At 58.7% G+C, this 17,202-nt stretch carries 16 protein-coding genes; 9 read left to right on the top strand and 7 right to left on the bottom strand.

Going from position 1 to position 17,202, the window contains the following annotated elements; genetic code table 11:
• Nucleotides 1–5: 5 nt before the first annotated feature.
• The 5 genes from J7380_RS03430 to dusB form a co-directional block, all read right to left on the bottom strand.
• On the bottom strand, nt 6–1,415 hold the full coding sequence (locus tag J7380_RS03430) for a sigma-54 dependent transcriptional regulator (protein ID WP_170354343.1): 1,410 nt from the start codon (nt 1,413–1,415) through the stop codon (nt 6–8).
• On the bottom strand, nt 1,412–3,700 hold the full coding sequence (locus J7380_RS03425) for a PAS domain-containing sensor histidine kinase (RefSeq protein WP_209194489.1): 2,289 nt from the start codon (nt 3,698–3,700) through the stop codon (nt 1,412–1,414). Before J7380_RS03425 ends, J7380_RS03430 begins: the two co-directional genes overlap by 4 nt.
• Nucleotides 3,701–3,799: 99 nt before the next feature.
• Nucleotides 3,800–5,167, bottom strand: a complete 1,368-nt coding sequence (locus J7380_RS03420; RefSeq protein ID WP_209194488.1) for a response regulator — start codon at nt 5,165–5,167, stop codon at nt 3,800–3,802.
• 34 nt (nt 5,168–5,201) lie between these two features.
• A complete protein-coding gene (locus J7380_RS03415) occupies nt 5,202–6,269 on the bottom strand; it encodes an ATP-binding protein (RefSeq protein WP_170354346.1) in 1,068 nt (355 codons plus the stop codon).
• Entirely contained in the window at nt 6,266–7,249 is a 984-nt protein-coding gene (gene dusB / locus J7380_RS03410; RefSeq protein ID WP_209194487.1) for a tRNA dihydrouridine synthase DusB, read from the bottom strand. Before dusB ends, J7380_RS03415 begins: the two co-directional genes overlap by 4 nt.
• Before the next feature lie 183 nt (nt 7,250–7,432).
• Here dusB and J7380_RS03405 point away from each other — a divergent pair, with 183 nt between their 5' ends.
• From J7380_RS03405 to J7380_RS03380, 6 genes are all read left to right on the top strand, one after another.
• Nucleotides 7,433–8,563, top strand: coding sequence for a bifunctional 2-C-methyl-D-erythritol 4-phosphate cytidylyltransferase/2-C-methyl-D-erythritol 2,4-cyclodiphosphate synthase (locus tag J7380_RS03405; RefSeq protein WP_209194486.1), 1,131 nt, complete (start codon nt 7,433–7,435; stop codon nt 8,561–8,563).
• Complete coding sequence (locus J7380_RS03400; RefSeq protein ID WP_209194485.1) at nt 8,560–9,057, top strand: phosphatidylglycerophosphatase A; 498 nt, start codon at nt 8,560–8,562, stop codon at nt 9,055–9,057. The genes J7380_RS03405 and J7380_RS03400 overlap by 4 nt, the downstream gene beginning before the upstream one ends.
• Complete coding sequence (locus tag J7380_RS03395) at nt 9,054–9,530, top strand: CinA family protein (protein ID WP_209194484.1); 477 nt, start codon at nt 9,054–9,056, stop codon at nt 9,528–9,530. Before J7380_RS03400 ends, J7380_RS03395 begins: the two co-directional genes overlap by 4 nt.
• A gap of 151 nt (nt 9,531–9,681) precedes the next feature.
• Nucleotides 9,682–10,863: an ammonium transporter gene (locus tag J7380_RS03390; RefSeq protein ID WP_209194483.1), complete on the top strand. Its 1,182-nt coding sequence runs from the start codon at nt 9,682–9,684 to the stop codon at nt 10,861–10,863.
• Between the two features lie 129 nt (nt 10,864–10,992).
• Nucleotides 10,993–11,673, top strand: coding sequence for an orotate phosphoribosyltransferase (locus J7380_RS03385; protein WP_209194482.1), 681 nt, complete (start codon nt 10,993–10,995; stop codon nt 11,671–11,673).
• Nucleotides 11,674–11,897: 224 nt separating this feature from the next.
• Nucleotides 11,898–13,388 (top strand): replicative DNA helicase, encoded by a 1,491-nt coding sequence (locus J7380_RS03380; protein ID WP_209194481.1) that lies wholly within the window; start codon nt 11,898–11,900, stop codon nt 13,386–13,388.
• 3 nt (nt 13,389–13,391) lie between these two features.
• On the opposite strand, the gene J7380_RS03375 is transcribed toward J7380_RS03380, so the two are convergent.
• A complete protein-coding gene (locus J7380_RS03375; RefSeq protein WP_209194480.1) occupies nt 13,392–13,931 on the bottom strand; it encodes an N-acetyltransferase in 540 nt (179 codons plus the stop codon).
• Between the two features lie 218 nt (nt 13,932–14,149).
• Between J7380_RS03375 and alr the strand changes: the two genes are divergently transcribed.
• The 3 genes from alr to J7380_RS03360 are packed head-to-tail and all read left to right on the top strand — an operon-like array spanning nt 14,150 to nt 16,706.
• Nucleotides 14,150–15,184, top strand: a complete 1,035-nt coding sequence (alr, locus tag J7380_RS03370; RefSeq protein WP_209194479.1) for an alanine racemase — start codon at nt 14,150–14,152, stop codon at nt 15,182–15,184.
• Nucleotides 15,181–15,963: an ABC transporter permease gene (locus J7380_RS03365; protein ID WP_209194478.1), complete on the top strand. Its 783-nt coding sequence runs from the start codon at nt 15,181–15,183 to the stop codon at nt 15,961–15,963. The genes alr and J7380_RS03365 overlap by 4 nt, the downstream gene beginning before the upstream one ends.
• Nucleotides 15,960–16,706 (top strand): ATP-binding cassette domain-containing protein, encoded by a 747-nt coding sequence (locus J7380_RS03360; protein WP_209194477.1) that lies wholly within the window; start codon nt 15,960–15,962, stop codon nt 16,704–16,706. Before J7380_RS03365 ends, J7380_RS03360 begins: the two co-directional genes overlap by 4 nt.
• On the opposite strand, the gene J7380_RS03355 is transcribed toward J7380_RS03360, so the two are convergent.
• Nucleotides 16,703–17,113: a hypothetical protein gene (locus J7380_RS03355; RefSeq protein ID WP_209194476.1), complete on the bottom strand. Its 411-nt coding sequence runs from the start codon at nt 17,111–17,113 to the stop codon at nt 16,703–16,705. The genes J7380_RS03360 and J7380_RS03355 overlap by 4 nt on opposite strands.
• Between the last annotated feature and the right edge of the window lie 89 nt (nt 17,114–17,202).

The following is a 17,202-nucleotide window of genomic DNA, read 5'->3' as shown; positions in this document are numbered from 1 at the left end:
GCGGATTATTCCGCCGGCTCAGGTTCGTCAATCTGCGCAACCCGCGCACCCGACTTGTTCGATGTCACAACGCCCAACGACTTCAACTTGCGGTGCAGCGCGCTGCGTTCCATCCCGACAAAGCTGGCGGTGCGACTAATATTGCCGCCAAACCGGTTGATCTGCGTCAGCAGATATTCACGTTCGAATGCCTCGCGCGCCTCGCGCAGCGGCAGAGTCGCCAGTGCACCCGACAAAACCACACGACCGGAGTCGTCTGATTTTTCATCCTCGGTCGGCAGTTCTCTGGCCTCAATCGGGCCGGTCCCATCCCCAAGGATCAGCACTCGCTCGATCAAATTCTTCAGCTGACGCACGTTGCCCGGCCAGGTCATGGTTTGCAACAAAGCCACGGCTTCATCCGATATCTCGCGCACCGGCAGACCCTGAGACTCATTGCACATTTCTATGAAATGTTGCGCCAGAACCGGAATGTCCTCGCGCCGGTCCTCCAACGAGGGCACGTCAATCGGAACAACATTCAGGCGATGATACAGCTCTTCGCGGAACCGTTCTGCCGCGATTTCTTCGTCGAGATTCTTGTTGGTCGATGAAATGACACGCAGATCTACCCGCACCTTGTCTGACCCGCCAACGCGCTGGAATTGCTGATCGACCAGCACCCGCAGGATCTTGGACTGAGTCCCCAACGGCATATCGGCAACCTCGTCAAAGTAGACAACGCCCCCATGAGCCTCTTCCAACAACCCGGATTCGACGCCGCGCTCTGATGATTCTCGACCAAATAGAACCTCTTCCACACGCTCTGGTTCGATACCGGCGCAATTGACCGTAACAAATGGCGCGTTTGCCCGGTTCGAATGGGCGTGAATGTACCGCGCGGCGATCTCTTTGCCGGATCCGGCAGGACCGCTGAGCATGACGCGACCGTTCGACTTGGTCACCTTGTCCAACTGTCCCTGCATCGCGCGGAACGAGGCGGACTTGCCGATCATGTCGGAATTCGTGACCTCTTTGCGCTTGAGCGAGGCGTTCTCGCGGCGCAAGCGCGAGGTTTCCATCGCGCGACGGATCACAACCATCAACTGATCAATGTTAAAGGGCTTTTCGATAAAGTCATAAGCCCCCTGCTTGATCGCCGCGACGGCGATCTCGATGTTCCCGTGACCAGAAATGATCACCACGGGCACATCCGGATTGTCGCGCTTGACCGCCTTAAGAATGTCGATCCCGTCCATACGGCTGTCCTTCAGCCAAATGTCCAGAATCAACAGACCCGGCGGCTCGGAATTGATCGAGGCCATGCACTCGTCCGAGTTGCCAGCCAGCCGGGTTGAATAGCCTTCGTCCTCCAGAATGTCGGACACCAGCTCGCGAATATCGCGTTCGTCATCTACGATTAGAATGTCACTCATCTTTGGCCTGCTTTCAGTTTGTTTGTTTTAATTGCCTGCTTTTGTGGCGCCGAGGATTGGGGGAAATTGCCCCCCGGCAACCGGATCACGGCCATCGCGCCAAAATGGTCCTGTCCGTCAAATACCGGTGCATCTTCCAAAGTCAGTGCACCGCCATGTTCTTCGATTATTTTCTTAACGATGGGCAGGCCAAGGCCCGTCCCCTCATCTCGTGTGGTCACATAGGGCTCGAACAATCGCGCCCTGTCTTCCGGTAAGCCTATTCCGTTATCTGCTATCGTTATCACCGTACCCGCGTCATCGGGCGTTACGTCCACTTTTATCTGTGGCTTCAGATTGTCGGGTGCGCCCTTTCTTTTCAGCGTCTCGATGGCTTCACCCGCGTTTTTGATCAGGTTCGTCAAAGCCTGATTCAACATCGTCGCGTCCACATCCAACTGGATGGGCTGGTCTGGCAAAGAGGCCAGAATCTTGACGTCCGGTTGTCCCGATTGCTGCAACAAGACCGCTTCTTGCACCAGCTCGACAATGTTCTCCTCGCGCCGCTCGGGTTCGGGCATCCGGGCGAATTTCGAAAATTCGTCGACGATCCGGCGCAAATCGTTGGTCTGACGCACGATGACATCGGTCATCGACACCAACTTGTCGCAATCCTCTTCATCCAGCTTGGTCGAGAATTTGCGTTTGATCCGTTCCGCGCTCAGCTGGATCGGGGTCAAAGGGTTCTTGATCTCATGCGCGATCCGGCGCGCCACGTCACCCCAAGCTGCCAACCTCTGCGCGCTGACCAGATCGGTTACGTCGTCAAATGCAACCACATATCCTTCAAGTCCACCGTCTTCGCCGCGGCGGGTGGCCATACGTACCAACAGGTTTTCCAACCGCCCTTTACGGGTCACCTTGACCTCACCCTGAACCGCTTCCTGACCGCTGTCCTTCAGCGTTTCGAACAGGGGAAGGAATTCAGGAACGGCAATGCCGATGGCCAAGTGTTCTTCGCCACGCGACCAGTCCAGCAACCGTTCAGCCGAGCGGTTCACGAATGTTACGCAACCATCCGGATCTACGCCGACAACCCCGGACGTGACCGAGCTGAGAACCGAGTCAAACAATCGCCGGCGGCGTTCGATTTGCCGCGTATTCTCAAGAAGGGTATCGCGCTGCCCTTTCAGCTGCCGTGTCATCTGATTGAAGTAACGGCCCAGCATCGCGATCTCATCATCGCTGGCCTCTTCAATCACCTGAACACTCAGATCACCCGCACCAACCCTTTGGGCCGCCGTTGTCAACCGCCCCACCGGGCGCGAGAGGCGCTCGGCAAACCACATTCCCAAAGACATCGCAGCAAGGATCAAAATGACCGCAAAGCCAAGATATAAAAGACCGAACTCGAACAGAACCCGCCCCCGGTCGCTTTCAAGCTGTTGATAGAACTGTGCCGTTTCCTTGGTGTCGTCCAGCAAGGTCAGCAACTGCCCGTCGACCTCGCGACTTACATAAAGGTATCGATCCAGAAAGGCGCGCAAAGGAACCAACGCCCGGAATTCGCTGTTCTGCCAATCTGCAATGATCAAGAGGCCGGTATCAGCAGCTTCGACCAGTTGCTCTGGCGTCGGAGCTTCGTAGTTGAACAGATACGACCTGTCGCCGCGCGATTTGATCTCGCCACTGCCGTCGATAACATAAGCCTCGCGCAGACCACGCTGAATCTGAGATTGTCCCTGTGCCAACACAGACCGCAATTCGGCGTCCGAGATATAGAAATCCACTGCGCGTGAATTGTCCAAGAACCGCGCAAGAACCGTGGCGTCCTGCGTCAAGCCCTCGCGGTGCTCTTGTTCGTAAGCTTCAGCGGCCGTGAGAGACGAACCCACAACCTGCCGAACACGGTCTGAAAACCAGCCTTCAAGTCCGATGTTCACCGTCAATCCGGCGAAGATGGCAACTGTCACGGTTGGAACCAACGCCAAAAGCGTAAATGCGCCGATCAGTCTGAGGTGTAGACGCGATCCGGCCGATTTCGCACGCCGTGCCGCAATCAACGTGCCAACCTGACTGAGCACAAGCGCCGCAACGACCAGTACATAGACCAAGTCTGCAAGCAGGATCAGCCGCAGAGTTGGCGCAGAAGCCCCAAGGTCAAAGGGGCCGATCACAAGATAGGTCGCCAACGCCAAAGCAGGACCCAGCAGAACCAGACCCAAGGTGCTAAAATTGCGCAGCTTTCGGGATTTTCGCCACCGATTAATCGATAGGATCAGCCCGCTCTGTGCTCGGGATGCCACCGTCTGCCCTCATCCTGATGCGCCGCTTTCGCGGCTAACCGCCATAATTCGTGGTCTTTGCCGGGTCTGAACCCGGATGCCACGCTTTGTGTGGCCATATTACATCAGTTTGCGTCTGCGTGTCACCTGAATATCGAGGTCTGTAATCTTTTTCCGCAGCGTATTCCGGTTAATCCCCAGAAGATCAGCACATTTTGCCTGATTTCCACCAGTTGCATCCAGCGCCAGTTCGATAAGCGGGGCTTCGACCTCTCGCAGAATGCGTTGGTAGAGACCCGGAGGTGGCAGCAAATTACCGTGCAGATCAAAGTACCGCCTCAGATGACGCGCAACCGAAGCCGATAGTTTTTCGCGCTCGCCGTCACCCAGAACAGGTTCAGCTTCGGGCTGACTGCCCAACACCATTTCAACCTCGGCTTTCGAGATTTCATCGGCGCGGCTGGTCAGGCTCAGGCGGCGGATTGCGTTTTCAAGCTGCCGCACGTTGCCCGGCCATGAATAGCGTCGAACCAGTTCCACCGCGTCAGCGCTAAGCCAGCGCTTGGTGCCGTGTTCACGTTCTTCCCGTGCCAGAAAGTGATCGGCCAGCAAGGTGATGTCATCCACCCGTTCCCGCAATGCTGGCACATGAATGGTCGCGCCGCACAAACGGTAGTAGAGATCCTGACGCACACGCCCACTCTCCATCGCCTCGGTCAGGTCGGACTGGCTGGTTGCCATAAAGCGCGGGACGTGATCGCCGGGCGTGTCCATCATGCGCACGATACGGGCCTGCAGTTCATCCTCAATATCGGCAATCTCATCAATCAGCAACGTGCCGCCACGCACACGGGCCATCACCCGCGCGGGGCCTTCCAGATCCCGCAGATCGGCCGCAGTTGCAGTTACAAATGGCAGCGTCCGACGATCCGAGAAATCATGAATTGCCCTTGCAATCAAAGACTTACCAGTTCCACTTTCACCAGATATCATGACCGAAAGATCGGTGTTCATCACCCGCGCAACCAGCCGATAAAGCGCTTGCATCACCGGTGTCCGTCCGACCAAAGGCAATTCTTCCGGACGCTCGTCGGCAGGTTCCGCCACTTCAGTCTGAACGCGCTGTTTCTGCTCCAGCGCACGCGCAGTGCGCTTCATCAAGTCCGGCAGGTCAAAGGGCTTGGGCAGATAATCATAGGCATCCGCCTCGGCCGCCTGAATTGCCGTCATGATTGTGTTCTGGGCCGAGATCACAATGACCGGCAAACCTGGACGATCCTGAGCGATTTTTGGCAGCATTTCCAGACCGTTGCCGTCCGGCATGACAACATCCGAGATCACCACGTCCCCCTTGCCCTCACCAACCCAGCGCATCAGCGTGGTCAGCGAAGAGGTCGCATGCACCTTGCATCCTGCTCGCGTCAGGGCCTGTGTCAAAACGGTGCGGATCGTGCGGTCGTCATCTGCGACCAGAACTGTTCCATCCATTTGGTGCTCTCCTTAAGCTCTTGTCGGCCTTGTCTTATGTTGCATCCTTCGGTGCCCGCCTCAGCGAAATGCGGAACACCGTACGGCCCGGCACCGAGTCGGCGGAAATCCAGCCGTCATGGTCCGAGATGATCTTGCTCACCAGCGCCAGCCCCAGGCCGGTGCCGTTTTCCTTGCCCGACACGAACGGGTCGAAGATATCGCTGCGGATTTTCTCGGGCAGGCCCGGCCCGTCGTCGATAATCTCGATCTGCAATGGCAGGGAATGGCCTGAACCGTCACTGCGCCGAAGTCGGAAGGAATGTTCGAAATACGTCCTGATGCGAATTATTCCACCTTTGGGATCAGCAGCTTCAGACGCGTTTTTCAACAAGTTCAGAATAACTTGCAGGAATTGATCCGGATCACCATAGGCCAGCGGCAACGAAGGGTCGTATTCCTCGATGATTTTCATATGCGCACCAAAGCCCAACAATGCCGACCGGCGTGCCCGGTCCAGAACATCGTGAATATTCACTGGCTTGAAATCAGGCTCCGACAGGTTTCCGAATTGCTCGACCTGTTCCAACAGCTTAACGATACGACGGCTCTCAGCCACGATAAGGTCTGTAAGTTCAAGATCTTGCTGTGAGATGTTCATACTCAGAAGTTGCGCCGCACCAGTGATACCAGCCAGTGGATTCTTGATCTCATGCGCCAGCATCTCGGCCATGCCGATCGCCGACTGCGCCGCCGATTTGACCGTATTGCCCCGCGTCATCCGTCCTGCCAGTTCTCGCGGCGAGATGATCATGATCATTGAACCCGGATGGCCAACCAGTGGTGCAATCTGCAGCGCGCATTGCAGCGGCGCACGATTGCCCGAGCCCGCATCTACATCATTCACGAACAAGGGTGTTCCCTGCGCCCGAGCGCGCTCGAACGCCTCTTCCAATGGCGCGTCGACCGCAATCTGATCCCAAACCGGGTGCCCAATCACCGATTTACGCGAGGCGTTCAGGAATCCTTCGCCGGCTGAATTGACATCGGATATCCGATCATCGCCATCAATTATGAAGGCAGGCACCGGAAGCGAAGTCCAAATACTCTGGTCCGAATTCATGCGACAGCCTCCGCCTCAGTGCTTAAGGCGTCACCCAGCAGGCGGATCACCTCGTCGGTATCGCGAGAGGTCAGAACGGCGCGGCGCAAGGCTGCGGGCGTACCAGCCTGATCCATATACCATCCCAGATGCTTGCGCGCGACGCGCAGCCCCAGATCGGTGCCGTAAAAGCCCAGCATCGCCTGATAATGCGCGCGAACCATCTCAGTCAGATCATCACCCTGAGGTACCACAGGCGCGGGCGCGCCATAAAGATCGTGGCAGACCTGCGCCAAAACCCAAGGCTGACCTTGAGCACCCCGCCCGATCATGACGCCATCCGCGCCCGATTGGTCCAGCGCCGTGCGTGCAGCACCGGTATCCACGATATCTCCGTTTGCGATGACGGGGATATCGACCGCTTCTTTCACTGCGCGGATCGCCTGCCAATCCGCCTGCCCCTTATAGAACTGACAGCGCGTGCGCCCGTGGATCGTCACCATCTGCACCCCTGCCTCCTGCGCGCGCCGCGCGACGTCCGGCGCATTCAATAATTTGTCGTCCCACCCCAACCGCGTTTTAAGCGTGACCGGCACATCAACCGCCGCGACCACCGCCTCGATCAATGTCAGCGCATGATCCGGCGTTTTCAGCAGCGCCGAGCCGGAATAGCCGTTCGTGACCTTCTTAGCCGGACACCCCATGTTGATGTCGATCACCCGCGCGCCCCGATCAGCGACCTGCCGGGCGGCCTCGGCCATCCAATGCGCCTCGCGCCCAGCCAGCTGGACAGCGGTGTTTTCCACGTCGGCCGACAGCTCGGCCCGTTCGCGCACGCCGGGCTTGGCCTGAACCATTTCCTGACTGGCTACCATCTCACTGACCACCAAGCCCGCACCAAAGCGCAGCACCAGATCGCGGAACGGGCGGTCGGTGATTCCAGCCATTGGGGCCAACAGCACCGGCGGGGTCAGGTCTTTGTCTGCGAGTTGAAGAGTCAACGTGCTTAATCCTTGGGCAGTTGCGACTTAGATATCGAATTGAGCGTATATGAACAACAAAACGGCAGCTGAAAAGCCCGCAAAATCATCACTTGCTTAATTTTTAGGCGGCTTAACGCGGGTGATTGCCTCTGCATTCACCGCACCCTAAACATTGCCCCGAATTTATCGGAGACACCGCCCATGACCACCGCAGCCCTAATCGTTGCCGCAGGACGTGGCCTGCGCGTCGGAGGGGGTATCCCGAAACAATGGCGACCGCTAGGCGGACGCCGCGTCGCGGACTGGACGATTGAGCGGTTTCGCGGGCAAGTCGATCACATCGTGCTGGTCCTGTCCCCCGAGGACAGCACCGCATGGGAAGAATTTGCCGCTTCAGATCTGATCCTGACCGCAGGTGGCACTGATCGCACGGGTTCGGTGCGCAACGGGCTGGCCGCCCTGAGCGATCTGAATGTCACCCGCGTTCTGATCCATGATGTCGCCCGTCCCTGTGTCAGCGCTCAGACTATTCACAACGTGTTGCAGGCGCTCGAAGCCAGCCCCGCTGCCGCGCCCGGCTTGGCAGTCACGGATGCGCTTTGGACCGGAGACGGGCAAACGGTGACCGGGACGCAGGATCGCTCCGGCCTTTTCGCCGCACAGACACCGCAGGGTTTTCACTATAGCACCATCGTCGCGGCCCATGCCGCTCATGCGGGCGGCGCGGCGGACGATGTCGAGGTTGCCCGCGCCGCAGGACTGGACGTCGCCATCGTGCCGGGCGATGCGGATAACATCAAAATCACAAGGCCCGAGGATTTTGCCCGGGCGGAACGCATATTGGGAACGAATATGGATGTAAGGCTGGGCAACGGGTATGACGTGCATCGGTTTGGCGACGGGGATCATGTAATCCTGTGCGGCGTGCAGGTGCCGCATGATCGTGGTCTTCAGGGGCATTCGGACGCCGATGTTGGGATGCATGCTGTGACCGATGCGATCTATGGCGCGCTGGCGCAGGGCGATATCGGCCAGCACTTCCCGCCCTCGGACCCACAATGGAAAGGAGCCGCCAGCGAGATTTTCCTGCGCCACGCGGTCGAATTGGCAGCGACGATGGGATACGCGATCTCGAATGTCGATTGCACGCTGGTCTGCGAATACCCCAAGATCGGCCCCCACGCCGAGGCGATGCGGGCCGAGATGGCCCGGATCATGGGGCTGCGGACCGATCAGGTTTCGGTCAAGGCGACAACGTCCGAACGGCTGGGTTTCACGGGCCGCAGCGAAGGGATTGCCTCGCTTGCCACGGCCTGTCTGGTGAAATCATGAGCGCCGCACAATTGATCGGAACCGTCTGTGGTGTGGGCTATCTGCGCCCCGCACCGGGCACGTGGGGGTCGCTGGCCGCCCTACCCTTGGCATGGCTGCTGCACACGCTGGGCGGTTTCCCCCTGCTGGTAATCGCCACGTTTGCGGTGTTCTTTGGCGGGCTCTGGGCGACCCGCGTGATGACCGCAGGGCAAGAGGACCACGACCCGTCCGAGATCGTCGTAGATGAGGTCGCAGGCCAGTTCATCGCGCTGTGGGCGATCTCATACCCCTCGTGGGCGCATGGGATCGAGATCACGGCGCTGTGGCCCGGCTGGGTTGCAGGGTTCCTGTTGTTCCGTCTGTTCGACATTACCAAACCCGGCCCGGTTGGCTGGGCCGACCGCAAGGGGGATGCGATGGGCGTGATGCTGGATGATGTGATCGCCGGGGTCTTTGCCGCCATCGGCGTGTTGATCCTGGCCGGGATTGCGCATGGGGTTCTGGGGCTATGACCGTCGCCGCGTTGTTGGACCGCGCCAAGGCGCAGGGAGTGATGATCGCCACCGCTGAAAGTTGCACCGGGGGTATGGTCGCCGCGGCGCTGACTGACATCCCCGGCAGTTCGGCCGTGGTGGACCGAGGTTTCGTGACCTACACCAATGCCGCAAAACAGCAGATGTTGGGCGTACAGGCCGGGACGCTGGACGCGCACGGCGCGGTCTCGGAACAGGTTGCCCGTGAGATGGCCGAAGGCGCCCTGCACCATTCCAACGCGCAACTGGCCGTATCGATCACCGGCATCGCGGGCCCAGGTGGGTCCGAGTTCAAACCCGAGGGGCGCGTCTGCTTCGGAATCGCCGCTACAGGGCAGCCAACCCAAACGCAAACCATCGAATTTGGCGCACTCGGCCGTGACGCCGTCCGACTGGCCGCGCGCGATCACGCGCTGAATTTGTTGTCAGATGCGCTTTCTTATACCGCCTAATTTTTTCGCAATCCTGTAAACATGACGCACATTTAATCATCACTTAAGCAAAAGCCCCATAAATAGGCGTCTTTTTTAACGATTGCCTCTTTTTTCCCCACCCACACTCCGCTTCAAGCCCCGCCACGCAAGCTGAAGAGGAGAGCGGCTGATGAATGGAGCCGATACCGCCTGGATCATAGTGGCAACCGCCCTGGTCCTGTTTATGACACTTCCGGGCCTGGCCCTGTTCTATGGTGGCCTCGTGCGCGCCCGTAATGTGCTGAGCGTTTTCATGCACTGTTTCAGCATCGCCTGCCTGATGAGCATCCTGTGGCTGATCGCGGGCTATTCCATCGCGTTTGGTGACGGCGGATCGGGCCTGTGGGGCGGCCTGGGCAAAGCGTTTCTGAACGGTGTCGATGCAGACAGCCTGTCAGGCACGCTGCCCGAGATTTTGTTCTTCGCGTTTCAGATGACCTTTGCCATCATCACCCCGGCCCTGATCGTCGGCGCTTATGTCGAGCGCGTGGGCTTTGGCTTTGTGCTGACCTTCTCGGCCCTGTGGATGTTGCTGTGCTATGCGCCGGTGGTGCATTGGATCTGGGGTGGAGGCATCCTGACCGACGGTGGCATTCTGGGTGAGGTCGGCGTGCGCGACTTTGCAGGCGGCATCGTGGTGCATGAAACCGCCGGTCTGGCCGCGCTGATCATTGCAGTAGTTCTGGGCCCGCGCCGCAACCGCACAACGCCGCCGCACAATCCGGGCTTTGTCATGATCGGTGCCGCGATGCTGTGGGTTGGCTGGTTCGGCTTTAATGGCGGTTCGCAACTGGCCGCTGACGGAGGAGCTGCGATGGCGATGACCGTGACGCATATCTCGGCCGCGACCGCCTCTCTGACTTGGGCGCTGTACGAGCGGATCAAATACGGCAAGGCGTCGATGGTCGGTCTGGTGACAGGTACGATCGCTGGTCTGGCCTCGATCACCCCCGCCTCGGGCTATGTGGATCCGGTTCAGGCGCTGATCATCGGTGCCGTGGCAGGCGTGCTGTGTCAGGAAGCCGTCAATGTCATCCGCAACGTTCTGAAAATCGACGATACGCTGGATGTGTTCGCCGTGCATGGTGTCGGAGGCATCTTTGGCACCATCATGATCGCCGTCTTTGGCCTTGGCGCCTGGACAGCACAGTTGGGTGGCCTGGTCATCGTAGGTGTCTTCACCGCCGTCGTGACCTTTGTTCTGATCAAACTGGTCGCGCTGATCACGCCGCTGCGTGTGGATGCCGAGACAGAAACAAATGGCCTCGACCTGTCGGTGCATGGTGAACGCGCCTATGACATGACAAGCTGATCGCGCGCCATATGGAATGTGCAAAGCGGGCCCCATGCGGGTCCGCTTTTCTTTTGCCCGCCCTCTCGACTCTGGGGGGTGCCGCGCGTTATCAGCCCGCAACCTGTTTTCAGCCCAGAGGTTTGCATCATGATCCCCAGCTCGTACCCCGACAGCACCGAAATCGCCCGCCTGACCGCGCGCATGCTGCTGGAGATCAAGGCCGTCCACTTTAATGCGCGCGAACCGTTCACGCTGGCCTCGGGCCTGCCCAGCCCCACCTATATCGACTGCCGCAAGCTGATCTCATACCCACGTATCCGCTCGACCCTGATGGATTTCCTGACCGTCACCGTGATGCGCGATGCCGGGTTCGAGGCGTTCGACAACATCGCCGGTGGCGAAACCGCAGGCATCCCCTTTGCCGCCATGGTTGCCGAGCGCATGGCCTTGCCAATGACCTATGTGCGCAAAAAGCCCAAGGGCTATGGCCGCAATGCCCGGATCGAGGGCGCAATGTCCGAGGGTGAGCGCGTTCTGCTGGTCGAAGATCTGACCACCGATGGCGGATCAAAGCTGTCCTTCGTGGATGCGATCCGCGACACCGGCGCGACCTGCGGTCATACGGCGGTGATCTTCTACTACGGCATTTTCCCCGAGACCGAGAAAACGCTGGGCGACCATGGCGTGAAGCTGCATTCCCTGTGTACGTGGTGGGATGTTCTGGCTGAGGCCAAGGCGCAGAAAGCCTTTGACGCTGAGACACTTGACGGGGTCGAGGCTTTCCTGAACGACCCGCGCGGTTGGCAGGAAGCCAATAAATCCACATAAACCTCTTGTGGGTAATTTGGGGATAAGCCCGGAAGAATCGGCGCACCAAGCGCGATATATGGTGACTTTCCTGGCGCCTCCTACATAATAAGCGATACATATTCAGATATACTATCTGTCTGGAAACTTATCCCTAGGTCTTACCCCAAGTTAACCACAGGGATTTCCAGATGGATTGGGACGGGCATTCGCGTGTAGAACCTCATCAGGGCAGTGGGGACAAAATGAACGAGATAAGCAGTATCGAGCAGGCAGCGGCGCAGATTCAGAACGCCGAAACCATGCCGCATTCCATTGAGGCCGAACAGCAGCTTCTGGGTGCCATCCTGACGAACAACGATCTGTATGACCGGGTGGCCTCGATCATTGGCGCCGAGCATTTCTATGATCCGGTCCATGCCCGCATCTATGAGGTCGCGGCCAATCGCATCGCCAAGAATGCGCTGGCCTCGCCCGTGACGCTGAAGTCCTTCATGGCCGAGGATGAGGGCCTGAAGGAGTTGGGTGGCCCCGCCTATCTGGTCAAACTGGCGGGTGCTTCGATCAGTGCGTTTGCGGTGCATGATTATGCCCAGATGATCTATGACCTCGCCATCCGGCGCGAATTGATCCGGCTGGGCCGCGACATCTCGGACAAGGCGGCACGGGTTGATGTGTCCAGCGAGCCCAAGGAACAGATCGTCGAGGCTGAGCAACAGCTTTACCAGTTATCCGAGCAGGGCCAGACCGAACAGGGATTTCAATCCTTCCTCAAGGCGGTCACAGAAGCCGTCAACGTCACCAACGAAGCGTATCAGCGCGGTGGCGGCATGGCGGGGATTTCCACCGGTCTGGCCGACTTGGACAAACAGCTTGGAGGCCTGCACCCATCCGACCTGATTATTCTGGCGGGTCGTCCGTCGATGGGGAAAACCTCATTGGCGACCAACGTGGCGTTCAACGTGGCCAAGGCGTATAAACGCGGCACCAAATCGGACGGGTCCGAAGGGGCCGTGGATGGCGGCGTGGTCGGCTTCTTTTCACTGGAGATGAGCGCCGAGCAGCTGGCGGGCCGGGTTCTGGCCGAAGCGTCCGAGATCTCAAGCCACAAGATCCGTCAAGGCGACATGACCGAATCCGAGTTCCGCCGGTTCGTGGACGCCGCCAAGGAGTTGGAAGCCTGCCCGCTGTTCATCGACGACACCCCCGCCCTGCCGATCTCGCAGCTTGCCGCCCGCGCGCGGCGGCTCAAGCGGACGCATGGGCTGGACCTGCTGGTCATCGACTATCTGCAACTGTGTCGGGGCATGTCCGACAACCGCGTCAACGAGATTGCCGAGATTTCGATGGGCATGAAGGCCATCGCCAAGGAGTTGAACATTCCGGTGATCGCCCTGTCTCAGCTGTCGCGTCAGGTCGAAAGCCGCGACGACAAGCGCCCGCAACTGTCTGACCTGCGGGAATCGGGCTCGATCGAACAGGATGCCGACGTGGTGATGTTTGTGTTTCGCGAGGAATACTACAAAGAGCGCGAAAAGCCCGGCGATCATGAGCTGGAAAAGATGGAAGAGTGGAAGCAGGCGATGGACCGTCTGCATGGCAAGGCCGAGGTCATCGTCGGCAAGCAGCGTCACGGCCCCATTGGCACGGTTGAACTCTCGTTCGAGGCGCAGTTCACCCGCTTTGGCAACCTGGTCAAACCCTGGCAGCAGGACGGCCAGATCGAAGGCTACTGACAGTCACCACAACCCGGGCTGATCGAAGGCTGGCACACAGCGCGATGGCCCGACTATTGGCCTGAATTCCTTGGTGTTCAGCGATTGGCCAAGCCACCCATGCGGCTGGCTCAGATCGTGGGGCGGTCGCGCGAACTCTGGTGTCATCGCCTGAAACCCCGACTTACCGTAATAGGCCGGGTCACCATAAGTCACCGCGACCTCGGCCCCTGCTTGGCGAACCTGCTCCAACCCGTACGCGATCAACTTCTGTCCGATCCCTTGCTTCTGACGATCTGTAGCAACCGCAACCGGAGACATCAGCACCACCTTGCGCGGGTCTTCGTCATAGGTAAGGCGAGAAAAGAAAATGCACCCGCACAGGCCCTCGGATATATGCGCTGTCACGCACAGCAAATCATCTGCCTCAGTGGTCTTGATCAGTGCAACAGTCAGTGCCTTCAACGCTTCGCCTTCATCCGACCCTTCGGATGCGCTGAAAACAGCCCGGAAGAACTCGGGGATTTCGGCTTCCATGCCGGTAACACCTGATGAAAACTGCACAAAATCTACTCCTGCCGACGCCCAGGATGAGCGTAAATGATTCTTGCACCAATCTTGTGTTGATGACGCAGTGAAGACAATAAGCCCTGATCTTTTAGGCGCATAGGTTCCTTGTTTGCCATACTGACAAGCCATTCCTCGCCCACGTTCACGTCAAACCGGCAATAAACGGTGCGTACCCCCTTGACCTGCAGCGATCCAATGTCATGAACAGTTCCATGAGTACCGCACGTCTGACGATCAACCTGCATGCGCTCGCCAGCAACTGGCGCGCACTAGATACGAAAACGAATGTCGAGACCGGCGCCGTGGTCAAGGCAGACGCCTATGGCTTGGGTGCGGGTCCTGTCTCGGACACCCTCGCCGAAGAAGGTGTTCGCAAGTTCTTTGTTGCCGTCGCCGAAGAAGGCGCAGCCGTCCGCGAAGCTGTTGGCCCAGGTCCGATGATCGGCGTCTTTTCAGGGCATATGGAAGGCGATACCGAACTGCTGCGCGGGAACGACCTGACACCGTTATTGAACTCGCCCGAGCAGTTTCTGCGCCACGAACAAAGCCTGCCCTCGCATTCATTTGGCATCCAGCTCGACAGCGGCATGAACCGACTTGGCTTTGAACCATCCGATTGGGCCGAGCTGCGCACGCGGGTTGAGGATCTGAACCCGGTGGTTGTCATGTCGCATCTGGCTTGCTCGGACGAGCCGGATCACCCGATGAACCGGCAACAACTCAAGACTTTCCGAGATATGACTAATGGAGTCTCGGCCCAACGGTCCTTGGCTGCGACCGGAGGGTTACTTTTGGGGCCGGAATTCCATTTCGACTTCTGCCGGCCCGGTGTCGGTCTGTACGGCGGTCTGCCTTTTGCCGACGCGAAACCTGTGGTGACTGTGGACCTCCCCGTTATTCAGGTCCGCGAGTTGGCCGAGGGCGAGACTGTTGGCTACGGCAACAGTTGGACCGCGCGCCGTCCGTCACGTATCGCGACCGTTGCAGCGGGCTATGCTGACGGTCTGCACCGCGCGATCGGGGGCGGCATTGATGCGTTCGCAGGTGGTCAACCCTGCCCCGTCGTTGGGCGTATCTCCATGGACCTGATCACCGTGGATGTCACTGATTTGCCTGAGGACCCAGAACGAATGCGCATTCTCAACGGCCACCAGACCGTAGACGACCTCGCCGAGGCCGCAGGCACCATCGGCTACGAGATCCTCACGTCGCTCGGTGCGCGCTATTCCCGAGGTTACGTGGAATGAACCCTTTGAGATTGCTGGGCGGTATAGGCCGTGCCGTCCTGACTGTGTTTGCCACCTTTGGAAAGGTGGCACTGTTTACAGTGGATTCGATATCGCACGTCTTCCGCCCTCCGTTTTATCCACGCGAATTTGTCGTTGCGCTGATGAATATCGGCTGGCTTTCTCTGCCCGTGGTCGGCCTGACCGCCATTTTTACCGGCGGCGCATTGGCGCTGCAAATCTATGCTGGCGGCGCCCGTTTCAACGCCGAGGCCGTGGTGCCTCAGATCGTGGCCATCGGCATGGTACGCGAGCTTGGACCAGTTCTTGGTGGTCTGATGATCGCGGCACGCGTGACCTCTTCGATCGCGGCCGAGATCGCAACGATGAAAGTGACTGAACAAATCGACGCGCTGGTCACCCTGTCTACGCACCCGATGAAATACTTAACCGCACCGCGTGTTCTGGCAGCCATATTGACCGTGCCAGTGCTTGTTGCCGTGGGCGACGTGATTGGCATCGCAGGCGGCTACGTGGTTGCCACTCAGAACCTAGGTTTCAACTCTGCCGCTTACCTTCAGAACACGGTCAATTTTCTGGAATTGCACGACGTGATTTCATCGCTGGTCAAAGGTGCAACGTTTGGCCTCATCACGGCCGTGATGGGCTGCTATTATGGCATGAACTCGGGCCGGGGCGCGCAGGGCGTGGGCCGTGCGACCAAATCCTCGGTCGAAGCGGCGGCGATCTTGATCCTGGCCGCCAACTTCATTCTCACAGGGGTGTTCTTTTCGGTATGATACGGCTGGAGAATGTACACAAAGCCTTCGGTGATAACCGTGTCCTGCAAGGCATGAACCTCGATATCCCCAAGGGCACGTCGATGGTGATCATAGGCGGTTCGGGAACCGGAAAGTCTGTGGCGCTGAAATGCGTTCTCGGCCTGATCAAACCCGACAGCGGCATGATCTATGTGGATGACAAGGATGCCGCCAAGGGCGACCGCGATGCGTTTCTGGCCCGGTTCGGGATGCTGTTTCAGGGGGCGGCTCTGTTTGACTCGCTGCCCGTCTGGCAGAACGTCTCTTTCCGGCTGTTGCGCGGCCCGTTGAAACGCCCCGCCGAATACGCCCGCGAGATCGCCATCGAGAAACTGCGCCGCGTTGGCCTGAAATCAGATGTAGCCGACCGCTTTCCGTCGGAACTGTCGGGCGGGATGCAAAAACGCGTGGGCCTCGCCCGCGCCATCGCCGCCGAGCCCGAGATCATTTTCTTTGACGAGCCCACCACGGGTTTGGACCCGATCATGTCCGGCGTCATCAACGACCTGATCCGCGAGATCGTGACCGAGATGGGCGCAACGGCCATGACCATCACCCACGACATGAGCTCGGTCCGCGCAATTGCGGACAACGTCGCCATGCTGCACGGAGGCGTCATCCAGTGGACCGGCCCCGTTGAGCAGATGGATGCGTCGGGTGATCCCTATGTCGAGCAGTTCATTAGTGGGAGTGCCGAGGGGCCGATTGAAGCGGTGCGTTAGTTGCCTTCCTGCTGCCGTTCGCTTTTCAATTGATCATAGGCCCGTTTGGCGTAGTCATATCTCAGCAGGTAGTGACCGCTAGCAACTACAAAGTCCGGAGCCTGAATTCGGATTGCATCCAGTGTTTGCGTCAAATGCGTTCCCGAAACTGGAATATAATCGGGATCTTCACCAGAAAACTTATTGTAAACCCGTCCTCCAAACCAATTGGCCCTTTGTCTAGCACGGTTGGTTTCGTACAACCGGAAATGCAGCACTCCAAAAAGTTGCTCCCGGTCGAAGGGCAATCTGTCAGCAGCCGAACTGCCGGCGGACAGAAGAGCGCCTAGTCCTCCTGACGACGCATTTGAGACACCTTTGCTCAGTGCAGACGGACCGTATACAATTTTTATCACAGGATCAGGCACTGCAACTCCAAGAAGAATAATTAAGCCCTAAAACACTTAAACACGGGCAATTGCGACCTCAATGAAAAACTTGCGACTGGATTTGTCGG

Source organism: Ruegeria sp. R8_1 (assembly GCF_017743815.1).
In the GTDB taxonomy this organism is placed as follows: domain Bacteria; phylum Pseudomonadota; class Alphaproteobacteria; order Rhodobacterales; family Rhodobacteraceae; genus Ruegeria; species Ruegeria lacuscaerulensis_A.
This window is presented reverse-complemented; position numbering and strand designations above follow the sequence as displayed.

Excerpts from the sequence above, each read along its gene's own strand:
- J7380_RS03430 (WP_170354343.1), bottom strand. The coding sequence starts at position 1,415 with ATGAGTGACATTCTAATCGTAGATGACGAACGCGATATTCGCGAGCTG.
- J7380_RS03420 (WP_209194488.1), bottom strand. The coding sequence starts at position 5,167 with ATGGATGGAACAGTTCTGGTCGCAGATGACGACCGCACGATCCGCACC.
- J7380_RS03415 (WP_170354346.1), bottom strand. The coding sequence starts at position 6,269 with ATGAATTCGGACCAGAGTATTTGGACTTCGCTTCCGGTGCCTGCCTTC.
- J7380_RS03405 (WP_209194486.1), top strand. The coding sequence starts at position 7,433 with ATGACCACCGCAGCCCTAATCGTTGCCGCAGGACGTGGCCTGCGCGTC.
- J7380_RS03400 (WP_209194485.1), top strand. The coding sequence starts at position 8,560 with ATGAGCGCCGCACAATTGATCGGAACCGTCTGTGGTGTGGGCTATCTG.
- J7380_RS03395 (WP_209194484.1), top strand. The coding sequence starts at position 9,054 with ATGACCGTCGCCGCGTTGTTGGACCGCGCCAAGGCGCAGGGAGTGATG.
- J7380_RS03390 (WP_209194483.1), top strand. The coding sequence starts at position 9,682 with ATGAATGGAGCCGATACCGCCTGGATCATAGTGGCAACCGCCCTGGTC.
- J7380_RS03385 (WP_209194482.1), top strand. The coding sequence starts at position 10,993 with ATGATCCCCAGCTCGTACCCCGACAGCACCGAAATCGCCCGCCTGACC.
- J7380_RS03380 (WP_209194481.1), top strand. The coding sequence starts at position 11,898 with ATGAACGAGATAAGCAGTATCGAGCAGGCAGCGGCGCAGATTCAGAAC.
- alr (WP_209194479.1), top strand. The coding sequence starts at position 14,150 with ATGAGTACCGCACGTCTGACGATCAACCTGCATGCGCTCGCCAGCAAC.
- J7380_RS03365 (WP_209194478.1), top strand. The coding sequence starts at position 15,181 with ATGAACCCTTTGAGATTGCTGGGCGGTATAGGCCGTGCCGTCCTGACT.
- J7380_RS03360 (WP_209194477.1), top strand. The coding sequence starts at position 15,960 with ATGATACGGCTGGAGAATGTACACAAAGCCTTCGGTGATAACCGTGTC.